General features: G+C 70.7%; 15 protein-coding genes. 6 read left to right on the forward strand and 9 right to left on the reverse strand.

What is annotated here, in order from left to right; genetic code table 11:
* Positions 1-8: 8 nt before the first annotated feature.
* From QA861_RS44080 to QA861_RS44090, 3 genes are all read right to left on the reverse strand, one after another.
* Positions 9-548 carry a DinB family protein gene (locus QA861_RS44080; RefSeq protein WP_334594570.1) on the reverse strand — a complete coding sequence of 180 codons (540 nt, stop codon included), beginning with the start codon at positions 546-548 and terminating at the stop codon, positions 9-11.
* 277 nt (positions 549-825) lie between these two features.
* A complete protein-coding gene (locus QA861_RS44085; RefSeq protein ID WP_334594571.1) occupies positions 826-2,295 on the reverse strand; it encodes an aldehyde dehydrogenase family protein in 1,470 nt (489 codons plus the stop codon).
* 93 nt (positions 2,296-2,388) lie between these two features.
* A complete protein-coding gene (locus QA861_RS44090) occupies positions 2,389-3,225 on the reverse strand; it encodes a Sco1979 family transcriptional regulator (protein WP_503461762.1) in 837 nt (278 codons plus the stop codon).
* 334 nt (positions 3,226-3,559) lie between these two features.
* On the opposite strand from QA861_RS44090, the gene QA861_RS44095 reads away from it, so the two are divergent.
* Complete coding sequence (locus tag QA861_RS44095) at positions 3,560-4,069, forward strand: ATP-binding protein (protein ID WP_334594572.1); 510 nt, start codon at positions 3,560-3,562, stop codon at positions 4,067-4,069.
* Positions 4,070-4,185: 116 nt separating this feature from the next.
* Here the strand turns inward: QA861_RS44095 and QA861_RS44100 are convergent, their stop codons facing one another.
* The 5 genes from QA861_RS44100 to rpmG all read right to left on the reverse strand — a co-directional run bounded on the left by QA861_RS44100 (position 4,186) and on the right by rpmG (position 6,644).
* The gene (locus tag QA861_RS44100) at positions 4,186-4,458 is read right to left on the reverse strand and encodes a DUF397 domain-containing protein (protein ID WP_334594573.1); all 273 of its coding nucleotides are present in this window, start codon (positions 4,456-4,458) and stop codon (positions 4,186-4,188) included.
* 291 nt (positions 4,459-4,749) lie between these two features.
* Entirely contained in the window at positions 4,750-4,983 is a 234-nt protein-coding gene (gene rpsR, locus QA861_RS44105; RefSeq protein WP_006376563.1) for a 30S ribosomal protein S18, read from the reverse strand.
* A gap of 7 nt (positions 4,984-4,990) precedes the next feature.
* Entirely contained in the window at positions 4,991-6,205 is a 1,215-nt protein-coding gene (locus QA861_RS44110) for a CobW family GTP-binding protein (protein ID WP_334595045.1), read from the reverse strand.
* A gap of 16 nt (positions 6,206-6,221) precedes the next feature.
* Complete coding sequence (locus tag QA861_RS44115; protein ID WP_334594574.1) at positions 6,222-6,470, reverse strand: type B 50S ribosomal protein L31; 249 nt, start codon at positions 6,468-6,470, stop codon at positions 6,222-6,224.
* Positions 6,471-6,479: 9 nt separating this feature from the next.
* Positions 6,480-6,644 (reverse strand): 50S ribosomal protein L33, encoded by a 165-nt coding sequence (gene rpmG / locus QA861_RS44120; RefSeq protein WP_006376523.1) that lies wholly within the window; start codon positions 6,642-6,644, stop codon positions 6,480-6,482.
* Between the two features lie 61 nt (positions 6,645-6,705).
* On the opposite strand from rpmG, the gene rpmB reads away from it, so the two are divergent.
* From rpmB to QA861_RS44135, 3 genes are all read left to right on the forward strand, one after another.
* Entirely contained in the window at positions 6,706-6,942 is a 237-nt protein-coding gene (gene rpmB, locus QA861_RS44125) for a 50S ribosomal protein L28 (RefSeq protein WP_319096964.1), read from the forward strand.
* A gap of 42 nt (positions 6,943-6,984) precedes the next feature.
* Entirely contained in the window at positions 6,985-7,290 is a 306-nt protein-coding gene (gene rpsN / locus QA861_RS44130) for a 30S ribosomal protein S14 (RefSeq protein WP_334594575.1), read from the forward strand.
* Between the two features lie 141 nt (positions 7,291-7,431).
* Positions 7,432-7,968 (forward strand): hypothetical protein, encoded by a 537-nt coding sequence (locus tag QA861_RS44135; protein WP_334594576.1) that lies wholly within the window; start codon positions 7,432-7,434, stop codon positions 7,966-7,968.
* A 175-nt stretch (positions 7,969-8,143) separates the two neighbouring features.
* Here the strand turns inward: QA861_RS44135 and QA861_RS44140 are convergent, their stop codons facing one another.
* The gene (locus tag QA861_RS44140) at positions 8,144-9,322 is read right to left on the reverse strand and encodes a DUF2786 domain-containing protein (protein ID WP_334594577.1); all 1,179 of its coding nucleotides are present in this window, start codon (positions 9,320-9,322) and stop codon (positions 8,144-8,146) included.
* 93 nt (positions 9,323-9,415) lie between these two features.
* Between QA861_RS44140 and QA861_RS44145 the strand changes: the two genes are divergently transcribed.
* Together QA861_RS44145 and QA861_RS44150 are read left to right on the forward strand one after the other, a co-directional pair.
* Positions 9,416-10,162 (forward strand): Clp protease N-terminal domain-containing protein, encoded by a 747-nt coding sequence (locus tag QA861_RS44145; protein WP_334594578.1) that lies wholly within the window; start codon positions 9,416-9,418, stop codon positions 10,160-10,162.
* Between the two features lie 111 nt (positions 10,163-10,273).
* Positions 10,274-12,007, forward strand: coding sequence for a bifunctional 3'-5' exonuclease/DNA polymerase (locus QA861_RS44150; RefSeq protein ID WP_334594579.1), 1,734 nt, complete (start codon positions 10,274-10,276; stop codon positions 12,005-12,007).
* Positions 12,008-12,013 lie beyond the last annotated feature (6 nt).

The following is a 12,013-nucleotide window of genomic DNA, read 5'->3' on the forward strand; positions in this document are numbered from 1 at the left end:
CCTGGGCGTCAGACGGCCCGCTCCCGGGCCACCAGCTCGAAGGCGGTCGCACCGTCGAGAGACTCGCGGACGATGTCGGCGTGACCTGCGTGCCGGGCCGTCTCGCGGATCAGGTGCAGGGCCACCCAGCGCATGGAGACCCGTCCCTCCGGCGGGAACCAGGGGTCCGGCGGCAGATCGAACGTGTCGTCGAGGCTCGGTACGGACCGCAGGAACGCCTCGGTCTCGGCGGCGACCTTCTCCCAGTGCGCGAGCTGCGAGGCGACGGTCTCGCCCTCGACGAGCACGAAACACTCGTGCCAGTTCGACTGGTCCCGCTTGACGGCCGGCGCCTCGCCCTTGGCCCGCGCGATCCAGCCCTGCTCGACCTCGGCGGCGTGCTTGAGCAGCCCGGAGAGGGACAGCTCGCTGGCACTGGGACGCGAGGCGGCCTGCTCGTCCGTCAGCCCCAGCAGGGCTCGCCGGATACCGCCGCGCTGCTCCTCGATGAACGAGAGAAGCGCTCCTCGCTCGTCGCCGGGGGCTTCGGAGGGGACATGAGTGACCATTGACCGGCCGCCTTTCATCGGTTCGTGCTGCCTGACACCGATGACGTTACGAGGGCTTTAGGTCAGGTTCTGTCCGCATTGAAAGCCTCGCGAGACGATTGTGCGAGGGAGGACGGACGTGCGGGTGGGGTTGCGGGCCCGGTGCTCTCCATCGCGGATACGGGAGGCGCTGAACGACGTACGCCGGATCGCGGTGAGTCGAGGTGCCGGCTCAAGGCCCCGTCGGGCGAGCCCCGGACGGCGTGACAGCCGACCGGGGACAACGCGCCCTACGAAGTCAGAACGGGAAGGCGCTCCGCCCGTGCTGCACCGAGATCCACTTCCGGGTGGTGAACGCCTCCACCGTCGCCTCGCCGTTCAGGCGGCCGATGCCCGAGGATTTCTCGCCGCCGAAGGCGACCAGGGGCTCGTCGTGGACCGTGCCGTCGTTGACGTGCAACATGCCCGTGTCGATCTGCTTGGCGAAGGCGATGCCGCGTTCCACGTCGGCCGTGTGGACGGCGCCGCTGAGGCCGTACGGGGTGTCGTTGACGAGGCGGACCGCCTCCTCCTCGCCGTCGAAGGGGACGAGGAGGGCAACCGGGCCGAAGATCTCCTGGTGGAGGAGGGGTGAGTCGGCGGGGAGGTCGGTCAGGACCGACGGCTCGACGAGGTTGTCCGTCGTCGTGCCGTGCAGGAGTGCCGTCGCGCCCTCCACCAGCGCGCGTCTCACCAGGCCCGAAAGCGCGTCCGCCTGGGAGGAGTTGATCAGCGGGCCGATGACCGTCTCGGGGTCGCTCGGGTCGCCCACCTTCAGGGACCGCACCTTGGTCACGAACTTCTCGGTGAACTCGTCGGCGATTCGACGGTCCACCAGGATCCGGTTCGCGGCCATGCAGACCTGGCCCTGATGGACGTACCGGCTGAAGACCGCCGCGTCGACCGCGTAGTCGATGTCCGCGTCGTCCAGGACCACCAGGGCGCTGTTGCCGCCCAGTTCGAGGACCACGTTCTTGAAGAGGGGGGCGCAGACGGCGGCGACATGACGGCCGACCGCGTCCGAGCCGGTGAAGGAGATGACCTTCGGGACCGGGTGTTCCAGGAACGCGTCGCCGATCTCGGCGATGTCCGTGATCACGACGTTCAGGAGGCCCGGCGGCAGGCCCGCGTCCTCGAAGATCTTCGCGACCAGGGAGCCGCCGACGACGGGGGTGTCCTGGTGCGGCTTGAGGACGACGCCGTTGCCGAGCGCCAGCGCGGGGGCGACCGACTTCAGGGACAGGAGGAAGGGGAAGTTGAAGGGGCTGATCACCCCCACCACGCCCACCGGGACGCGGTAGACGCGGTTCTCCTTGCCCTCGACCGGCGAGGGGATGATCTGGCCTTCGGGCGTGAGCGCCAGACGGATCGACTCGCGCAGGAACTCCTTGGCGAGGTGCAGTTCGAAGCCGGCCTTGAGGTGCGTACCACCGAGTTCGGCGATGATCGCGGCGGCGATCTCCCGCTCCCGGTCCTCGATGATGCGCAGGGCCTTCTCGAAGACCGCGCGGCGGACGTACGGGCTGGTCGCCGCCCACCCCTTCTGGGCCGCGGCGGCGGCTCGGTACGCCTCGTCGACCTCGTCCACCGTGGCGATCGTGATCGAGGCGAGCTTCTCACCGTCGTACGGGTTGAAGTCGATGATGTCCCAGGAGCCCGTGCCCGGGCGCCACTCACCGCCTATGTACTGCTGCGCGAGATCGGTGAAGTAGTACTCGGGCGCTGACATGTGATCCCTCAATCCCTCAATCCCGTATCACGGTCTGATCGCACGTCATCGTACGTGCGGCCGAGGGGAGTTGGGGGGCATCAGGGGACGCCGTTACGAGAGTTGCAGCAGGCCCCTGAGCAGGTCCCGGCTCTCGTCCGGCCCGGGGCTGTCCTGCTGGAGTTCCTTCATCGCCGTCTCGTACTGGGTGACGTCCTCCGCCTTGTCCAGGTACAGCGCGCTGGTGAGCTGCTCCAGGAAGATCACGTCGGACAGGTCGGACTCCGGGAAGCTCAGAATCGTGAACGCGCCGCTCTCGCCCGAGTGGCCGCCGAAGCCGAACGGCATGATCTGCAGCCGTACGTTGGACCGCTCGGAGATCTCGATCAGGTGCTGGAGCTGACCGCGCATCACCTCGCGGTCGCCGTACGGCCGGCGCAGCGCCGCCTCGTCGAGGACGACGTGGAACTCCGGGCCGCCGGTGGACAGGAGGTACTTCTGCCGCTCCATGCGCAGTGCGACGCGGCGATCGATGTCGGCGGGGCTCGCGCCCTTCATACCGCGGCCGACGACCGCACGCGCATACGCCTCGGTCTGCAGCAGGCCGTGCACGAACTGCACCTCGTAGGCGCGGATCAGGGATGCCGCGCCCTCCAAGCCCACGTAGGTGGGGAACCAGTTGGGCAGGACGTCCGAGTAACTGTGCCACCAGCCCGCGACGTTGGCCTCCCTGGCCAGCGAGAGGAGAGCGTTGCGCTCGGCCTCGTCGTTGATGCCGTAGAGCGTCAGCAGGTCTTCGACGTCCCGTGTCTTGAAGCTCACCCGGCCCAGCTCCATACGACTGATCTTCGATTCGGACGCGCGGATCGAGTAACCCGCCGCCTCTCGCGTGATGCCCCGCGCCTCACGCAGTCGCCTCAGGTGCGATCCGAGCAGCATGCGCCGCACCACCGATCCCGGCTCTCCCGCGCTCACGTTCGCCACCCTCCCCAACCTCTCCAGGGGCCGCAGTCTGCCACTAAATCACTCCGAGCAGTACTCGTCCGGTTACTCAAATGGGAAGACGTCAGAGCGTACGCACAGGAAGAGGCAAGGGGAAGACCGGCCACAGGTGAAAAGTTGGCGGAAAAAATGACCAAGAAGCGGTACGGGAGGGTCCAATTGGGGCACGTGCACGTGCATCTGCCCTTGCATCCGCCGTGAGCATCGGAAACCATGGTCTCGCGCCACCGCTGCATCGCAATGACTGCATCGCAACGACCGCGATCTCCCGGGAGTGCCTCGCATGGGGACGAATGGATCGACCATGCTCGAGCCGTTAAGGCAGGGGCTTCCGCCACTGGATCCCTCGACCGTGGCCAACGCGGCGTCGTGCGCTCTGCCCGCCCGCTTCGAAGCGGTGCGCGAGGCGCGGCAGTTCAGCCGCAGAACACTCGCCCAGTGGGACATCGGGGACCGCTTCGACGATGTCTGCCTGGTCGTCTCCGAGCTGGTCACCAACGCCCTCCGGCATGCCCTGCCCACGGATCCCCCGCACGCTTCGGCCCAGGAGCCGCCCGTACGGCTGCATCTGATGCGCTGGACCGAGCGACTGGTGTGCGCGGTGCGCGATCCCAGCCGGGAGTGTCCGGTGGCGTACGACGCCGAGGAGTTCTCGGAGGACTTCTCGGCCGAGTCGGGGCGCGGCCTGTTCCTCGTCGACTCGTTCAGCGACAGCTGGGGCTGGCATCCGCTCTCGGGCGCGCTGGGCGGCAAGGTCGTCTGGGCGCTGTTCGGACTGCACTCCGCCGAGTGAGGCACCGCGGTGTCTCCTCGCGCCGGGGCTCTACGCGCGTCACAGTGCCCAAAGCGGCCGACGTGACCTGCGTGACCTGCGGGCCTTGACCCTGGGGCGAGTTGACCGCAGGACGGTCAGCTCGACGTCAGGTGGTCGAACTCGCCGTCCTTGATGCCCAGGAGCATCGCCTCGATCTCCGCGCGCGTGTAGACGAGCGCCGGGCCGTCGGGGAAGCGCGAGTTGCGCACCGCCACCTCGCCGCCGGGCAGCCGCGCGAACTCGACGCAGGAGCCCTGCGAGTTGCTGTGCCGGCTCTTCTGCCAGGCGACTTCCAGCCGCGCGGCGGCCATGCCGTTGTACACGCCGGAGTCATCGGCCGCGCCAACGCCGTACACGTCGTGGTCCACAGGTCGCTCCCTGGTGGTGCACTGGCTGAAGAGGCCAATGGTGCAGTGGTCAACTGTGCCGGATCATAACTCTGTTCACGTGCAGACGCGTGGACAGATGCAGGGCCTTATGCACAGGCATGCGCACAAGCAGATGCACGTGCACGCGGGGTGTTCGCTCCACTACTCACCTTGACGCACGCACGCCCCCGCGCGTTCCCCCGCACGCCCGCACCCCCGCCTCCTGGGACGACGGAGACGGGGGGCAGGGGTGGGGGCGGCGGGGGCGCGGTCGGACAAGGACCCGGGCGGCTACCGGGACACGTACGGCAGGAGTGCCATCTCCCTGGCGTTCTTGATCGCGCGGGCGAGCAGTCGCTGCTGCTGGGCCGAGACCCGGGTGACCCGGCGGCTGCGGATCTTGCCGCGGTCGGAGATGAACTTCCGCAGCAGGTCGGTGTCCTTGTAGTCGATGTACGTGATCTTGGCCGCGTCCAGCGGGTTGGGCCGGGCCTTGAGGGGCTTGCGTTCGATCTTGCGGGCCATGGCGGGGTCAGACCTCCAGGAGGGTGTCGAAGGCGGGCGGCAGGCGTTTCCAGGCGGTGCGTCCACCGGCGTACTCGGCGTCGGTGAGCAGGCAGGACTCCAGGAGCTGTTCGAGTCCGTCGCGGTCGAGGCCGGGAGACGTGAACACCAGGTGCTGGCAGCAGTCGCCGTGCTCGGGGTGCCAGTCGAGGGCGGCGGCGGCCCGGCGCACGGGCTCGACCATGTCCCAGGCCGCGTCCGGGAGCGAGGCGAGCCACGGGCCGGCGCTCTCCACGCACAGCGCGCCGCCCGCCGCGTCCCAGTGGAGCAGCGTGTCGGGGTGGTCGGCGAGCCAGAACCGGCCCCGACTGCGCGCGGCGGCGCAGGTCAGGTCCTCCAGCGCCTCGTACAGCCGCTCCGGGTGGAAGGGGCGGCGCCGGTGCCACACGAGGGTGGACACGCCGTGCGCGTCGGCCTCGGCGGGCAGCAGTGCGCACGCCGGGTGCTGCGCGGCGGCGGCGGCCTCGACGTCGAATCCGGCGAGGGCGGCGGAGGCGAGGGCCGAGAGCGGCGCCCCGCTCCCCTCGGGCGCGTCGGGGGCGCCCGCCAGATCCCGCGGGTGGCCGCCCAGGACCGGGACCTGGCGGGCTGTCGGGTGGAGCTGCGCGAGCAGCTCGCGGTCCTCGTCGTCGGCCTCCGGGGAGTCGACGAGGGCGAGGACGGTGGCGTACTCCAGTTGGCGGGCGAAGGTGTCCGCGACCGTGCGCTGGTCGGTGGCCGCGGCGGCGAGGCCGCCTTCGGCCAGGTCGTCGCCGTTGCCGAGGTACGGCAGCAGCAGCGCCGGGTCGACGGCCGTGATGACGCCGGTGACCGTGAGGCCGCCGGACGTCACCACCTCGGCCATCGCCTTGGGCTCGACGGAGTCCCACAGTTCGACGATCGCCAGCCGGGTCAGCCCGGCGTCCGCGAGCCGCCGCAGCTCCGGTACGAGGTCCTCGCGCAGGGCACAGCACGCACAGTCGTTGACCAGGGGCGCCTCGCCCGCGGAGAGGATGCCGGCGGCGTCACTAACGGTCCGGACGACCGTGCCGGCCACGGCCGTGGCGAGGTCGTGGTGGAGTACGACGCTGCCGGGGACGTCGGCGAGCAGCCGCGCCACGGTCGCCTTGCGGGCGTCGGCGTGCAGCCCGCCGACGATCGCCACGGAGAGTTCGTGAGCCCCCGAGGGCCCGTGCTCATGCACCTGCACGTGTGTTCCCTCAGCCCTTCTTGCCGTACCGGCGCTCGAAGCGCTCCACGCGGCCGGCCGTGTCCAGGACGCGGGCCGTGCCGGTGTAGAAGGGGTGGCTGATGTTCGAGATCTCGACGTCGACGACGGGGTAGGTGTTGCCGTCCTCCCAGTCGATCGTCTTCTCACTGGTCATCGTGGACTGGGTGAGGAAGGCGTGGTTCGCGGCCCGGTCACGGAAGACGACGGGCCCGTACGCCGGGTGGATTCCTTCACGCATGGCGGCTGATCAGCGCTCCTCTCGGAAGTCGACGTGGCGGCGGGCGACCGGGTCGTACTTGCGCAGGGTCATCCGGTCCGGGTCGTTGCGGCGGTTCTTGCGGGTGACGTAGGTGAAGCCGGTCCCGGCCGTGGACCGGAGTTTGACTACCGGCCGGAGTTCGTTGCGAGCCATGCTGGTATCTTACTGAAAACGACTTCCATTTGCATAACGCGACCGAGAGAGGTGCGTCACCTTGTCCGCCCACTGCATGCTGACCGGCGCCCAGCCGGGCTTCGGCAACAACATCAGCCACTCCCACCGGCGTACGTCCCGTCGCTTCAACCCCAACATCCAGTCCAAGCGGTACTGGCTGCCCAGCGAGGGCAGGAACGTCCGGCTGCGGCTGAGCACGAAGGGGATCAAGACCGTCGACACGATCGGCGTCGAGGCGGCGGTGGCCCGGATCCGGGCCCGTGGGGTCAGGGTCTGAAGGCCTGAAGGACAGGGACAGGGACAGGGAGACAGGAGCGACATGGCGAAGAAGAGCAAGATCGCGAAGAACGAGAAGCGGCAGGAGATCGTCGCCCGGTACGCGCAGCGACGGGCCGAACTGAAGGAGATCGTCCGGCGGCCGGCCTCGACGGACGCGGAGCGGGCGGCGGCCCGACGGGAGCTGGAGCGGCAGCCGCGTGACGCGAGCGCCACGCGCGTGCGCAACCGGGACCAGGTGGACGGGCGGCCCCGCGGGTACTTCCGGGCGTTCGGACTGTCCCGGGTCGGCCTGCGGGAGCAGGCGCATGCCGGGTTCCTTCCGGGGGTGCGCAAGTCGTCCTGGTGACGTGCTCCCCCGGGCCGGGGCACGCGGATTCCGGCCTCCTCATCCGCCGACAAGGAACCCTGGTAGCTTGCTGCGGTCGTGCGGCCCCAATGGCCGCCGCTAACCGCAACCGCACAGCGGTTGACTGCTTGGGAGCTTCCGGTGACTTCGGTGACGTACGCGCGCGTGCTGACGCGCAGGGCTGGTGTGGCGTCGGTGGTCGCGGTGGCTGCCGCGCTCGCGCTGACCGGGTGCAGTGGCGACGGAGGGTCCGACAACGGGTCGGCGAGTCCGAGTTCCGGCGCGGATTCCTCGTCGGCCTCTTCGGGCTCGTCCGCGGGTTCCGGGGACGCGAGCGGCGGTAGCGATACGCCGGGTGCGGACAGTCAGTTGGCGGGCAGCTGGCTGACCACCAGCAAGGGCAGTGCCGTGGCGCTGGTGATCACCGGGGCGAAGGCCGGGCTGTTCGCCACCGGCGGGAACGTGTGCAGCGGTACGGCGGGCGAGGAGGCGGGGATGCAGATGATCCACCTCACGTGCAGCGACAAGAGCAAGGACCGGGCCTCGGGGATGGTCGCCTCGGTCGACAAGACGTCGATGAAGGTCACCTGGACCGGCAGCCTCGGCACGGAGACGTACACGAAGGCGCAGGGCGGGTCACTCCCGTCGGGGCTGCCGACGACGGGGCTGGGGTCCTAGACAGGCGCGCCAGTCACGCAGGCGGGGACGGGCCCGCAGTTGGGCCCGGTCCGCTCGCCCGGGCGAGAACGGGCGCCCCAATGGGCCCCGGTCAGCCGCCGAGAGGAACCGGCGGGCGACCCAATGGGCCGGGGGCAGCCGCCCGGGTGAGGGTGGGGTGGCCGATCGGGGCGGGTCAGTCGCGCAGGCGGGGGCGGGTCCGTAGTTGGGCTCGGTCTGCCGCTGCCGTGCCCTCTGTCCAGCCTGCCTCGTCTGTGACGCCCCGTAGGCGGGTTGTCGTGGTCGTGGGGAACATCTGGTCCAGGTGGGCGGTGACCGCCAGGTCCCTGGTGGCCAGGACCGGGAGCAGGGCGGCTGTGGTCTGCGTCGCCGACGCCGCGTCCGCCGTTTCCGCTGCCGCCGCTTCCGCCAGCCGGGTGCCCGTCTTGTGGGCGTAGGCCGCCAGGAAGGACTGCCGGAAGGTCTTCGTCCGGTTGCGGCCCTTGGCCCGTTGCGCCGCCTCCGCCTTCGTCATCGCCGTCGTGGCCTGCACCAGCAGAGACGTGTAGAGGAGTTCCACCGCCTCCAGGTCGGGTTCGAAACCCACCACCGTGGAGAAGCCCAAAGCCTCGTTCCACACCGCGCGGCAGCGGTTCGCGTCGGCCACGGCGTGCAGGAGGATCGCCTTGGCCTCCTCGTACGGAGCGTCCACACCGAGGCGCCGCGCGCGCGGGGTGTCGGCCGCCGGGGCGCCGGCCGCGAGCAGGGCCTCGTCGATGCTGTGCCGGGCCATCAGTTCCTGGGCCTTCGCGCTCAGCGCCTCGGCCTCCTCGGGGAACCCGGTCGCCTCCGCCTTCGCCAGCAGCGCGCGGATACGCGGCAGCATGCGGGACTCCGGATGCGTCCGGCGCGCACCCGCCCCCGGTGGCGTCGGCTGCTCGTCGAGGGGCTCCAGGGTCGGCAGCCCCAGCAGCAGGCGGTACAGCTCCAGGACCGTCGTCGCGTGCGTGAATCGGTCCGCGCGCGGTGGGGCGGGCGTCGCGGCCAGCTCGGTCAGCTGTTCCGTCCAGCGGGGCCCCCGGGCCCGGTCGTCCGGCGCCTGGGCGGTGATCAGCGTCGACACCAGGCGTACGTGTACGTCGTCCAGCTCGCGCCGCACGAGCCGTACGACGTCGGCCGGCTGCCAGCCCCGGCGCCAGGCCGACGCCACGAACTCCGCGCCACGCCGGGCGAGTTCGGGATCGGCGGCCGGGTCGGCGGCGAGCAGGGACGCGCCGGTGTCGAGGGAGGTGTCCGTGTCGGCGTACAGGGCGGCCTCGAAGGCGCGCTCGACGGTGCCGGGCGGGTCGGGCGGGAGGGGCGTGCTGCTGGTCACCCGTCGATCGTTTCATGCCGTCTTTTCATGCCGTCACCATCGACTGTCAACTTCGGGTTGACAGTCCCCCTGCTGCCAACCTAGGGTTGACACATGACGAGCAATCAGCCCGTACGGGCCTCCGTACGCCTCGACGACCTCATCGAGGCGATCAAGAAAGTCCACACCGACGCCCTCGAACAGCTCCAGGACGCGATGCTCGCCGCCGACCACCTCGGCGACGTGGCCGACCATCTGATCGGGCACTTCGTGGACCAGGCACGCCGTTCCGGTGCCTCCTGGACCGATATCGGCAAGAGCATGGGTGTCACCCGGCAGGCCGCGCAGAAGCGGTTCGTACCGAAGGGCGAGTCGGACCTCGACCCCAGCCAGGGCTTCAACCGCTTCACGCCCCGGGCCAGGCACGTGGTGGTGGTCTCCCAGGAGGAGGCCAAGTCCGCAGGCAACGACCAGATCCGCATCGAGCACCTGATCCTCGGCCTCCTCGCCGAGCCGGAGGGTCTCGGGGCGAAGGCGATCATCGCGCAGGGCGTCTCCCTGGACACCGTGCGCGAGGCCGCGACCGCCGGTCTCCCGGCGCCCGCCGAGAGCGTCCCCGCCCTCATCCCCTTCGACTCCGACACGAAGAAATCCCTCGAACTCACCTTCCGCGAGGCCCTGCGCCTGGGCCACAACTACGTCGGTACCGAGCACGTCCTGCTGGCGCTGCTGGAGTTCGAGAACGGCGAGGGGCTCCTGTCCGGCCTCGGCCTGACCAAGCCGGCGGCCGAGGAGAACATCACCGCGGCCCTCGCGAAGATCAAGGTCGAGTTCGAGGAACAGGGCGAGCAGCCGAGCTGAAAGCCCGGAACTGAGGAGCGGAGCTGAAAGGCCGAGCTGAACGCGCTGGCCACGGCCGCCGGAACCTGAGTATCAGCATCACTGTCAGACCCGCCTGCCACACTCACGGACATGGCAGGCGTGGCGGAGACGGCCGAGCGGTGGGCGCTCGCTCCGGCCGAGGACGGCGGCGTGGAGGTCGCCCCCCTCGGTCCCGGCGGGCTGCCCGCCGGGCCGGTGCGGCGGGAGGCGGATCTCGGCGCGGCCGTCCGTGACCGGCCCGATGTCACGCGATGGGTGTGGCGGTCCACCCCCGACGTCTATCCGCGACTGCTCGCCACGGGGGTGCGAGTCGAGCGGTGCTACGACATCGAGGACGCCGAGACACTCCTGCTCGGCCACGAGGGGCGGCTCGGTGAGCCCCGGTCCGCGGCGGCGGCCCTCGCCCGGCTGCGCGGTGGTCCCGTACCGCCGGATCCACCGCAGCGGTCCGCCGAACCCGGCGCGCAGTCGCCGCTCTTCGAACCGGGGCCGGTGCACGTACCCCTGGCCGATCTGCTGGAGGTGTACGCCGACCAGCAGCGGAGGCACGACGCGACCGCGCACCCGGACCGGATGCGGCTGCTGACGGCCGCCGAGTCGGCGGGGATGCTGGTGGCCGCCGAGATGAACGCGGCGGGGCTGCCGTGGCGCGCGGACGTCCATCGGGACCTGCTCCACGAACTGCTGGGCGAGCGGTACGCGGGCGGTGGTGAGCCCCGGCGGCTCGCCGAGCTGGCGGACGAGGTGTCGGCGGCGTTCGGGCGCCGGGTGCGGCCCGATCTGCCCGCCGATGTCGTCAAGGCCTTCGCACAGGCCGGGATCAAGGTGCGGTCCACGAGGAGATGGGAGATCCAGAGCATCGATCATCCGGCCGTCGAGCCGCTGATCGAGTACAAGAAGCTGTACCGGATCTGGGTCGCGCACGGCTGGTCCTGGCTCCAGGACTGGGTCCGGGACGGGCGGTTCAGGCCCGAGTTCCTCGCGGGCGGGACGGTCACCGGGCGCTGGGTCACCAACGGCGGGGGCGGGCTGCAGATCCCCAAGGTGATCCGGCGGGCCGTGGTCGCCGATCCCGGATGGCGGCTCGTCGTCGCCGACGCCGACCAGATGGAGCCGCGAGTCCTCGCCGCCATCTCGCGCGACCCCGGGCTGATGGAGGTCGCGGGGCGGGAAAGCGACCTCTACCAGTCCGTCTCCGACCGCGCGTTCTCCGGCGACCGGGAGCAGGCCAAGCTCGCGGTGCTGGGCGCGGTGTACGGGCAGACCTCCGGGGACGGCCTCAAGAACCTCGCCGCGCTCAGACGCCGGTTCCCGAAGGCGGTCGCGTACGTGGACGACGCCGCCCGCGCGGGAGAGGAGGGGCGGCTCGTGCGGACCTGGCTGGGGCGTACGTGTCCCCCGGCGGCGCGGGCCGACGACGACGCGGTCGAGGAGGCCGGCATCCCCCTCTCGGAGGACGAGGGCGGCGTCGACCGCGCCGGGAGCGCGGGAGGGGCGGCGCAGGAATGGGTGCCGGGGTACGCCTCCTCCAACTCCCGTGCCCGGGGCCGCTTCGCGCGCAACTTCGTCGTCCAGGGCAGCGCGGCCGACTGGACCCTGCTGCTGCTCGCCGCGCTGCGCCGGAGCTGTGCGGGGATGGCGGCCGAACTGGTCTTCTTCCAGCACGACGAGGTGATCGTGCACTGTCCCGAGGACGAGACCCGGACGGTGGTGGCGGCGATCCGGGAGGCGGCGGAGCTGGCGGGACGGCTGACGTTCGGGGAGACGCCGGTGCGGTTTCCGTTCAGTACGGCGGTGGTGGAGTGTTATGCCGACGCCAAGTGACGCGCG

Source organism: Streptomyces sp. B21-083 (assembly GCF_036898825.1).
In the GTDB taxonomy this organism is placed as follows: domain Bacteria; phylum Actinomycetota; class Actinomycetes; order Streptomycetales; family Streptomycetaceae; genus Streptomyces.

Coding starts and splice junctions, on each gene's coding strand:
- QA861_RS44095 (WP_334594572.1), top strand. CDS start 3,560: ATGGGGACGAATGGATCGACCATGCTCGAGCCGTTAAGGCAGGGGCTT.
- rpmG (WP_006376523.1), bottom strand. CDS start 6,644: ATGGCTCGCAACGAACTCCGGCCGGTAGTCAAACTCCGGTCCACGGCC.
- QA861_RS44150 (WP_334594579.1), top strand. CDS start 10,274: ATGGCAGGCGTGGCGGAGACGGCCGAGCGGTGGGCGCTCGCTCCGGCC.
- QA861_RS44085 (WP_334594571.1), bottom strand. CDS start 2,295: ATGTCAGCGCCCGAGTACTACTTCACCGATCTCGCGCAGCAGTACATA.
- rpsR (WP_006376563.1), bottom strand. CDS start 4,983: ATGGCCCGCAAGATCGAACGCAAGCCCCTCAAGGCCCGGCCCAACCCG.
- QA861_RS44115 (WP_334594574.1), bottom strand. CDS start 6,470: ATGCGTGAAGGAATCCACCCGGCGTACGGGCCCGTCGTCTTCCGTGAC.
- QA861_RS44145 (WP_334594578.1), top strand. CDS start 9,416: ATGACGAGCAATCAGCCCGTACGGGCCTCCGTACGCCTCGACGACCTC.
- QA861_RS44080 (WP_334594570.1), bottom strand. CDS start 548: ATGGTCACTCATGTCCCCTCCGAAGCCCCCGGCGACGAGCGAGGAGCG.
- rpsN (WP_334594575.1), top strand. CDS start 6,985: ATGGCGAAGAAGAGCAAGATCGCGAAGAACGAGAAGCGGCAGGAGATC.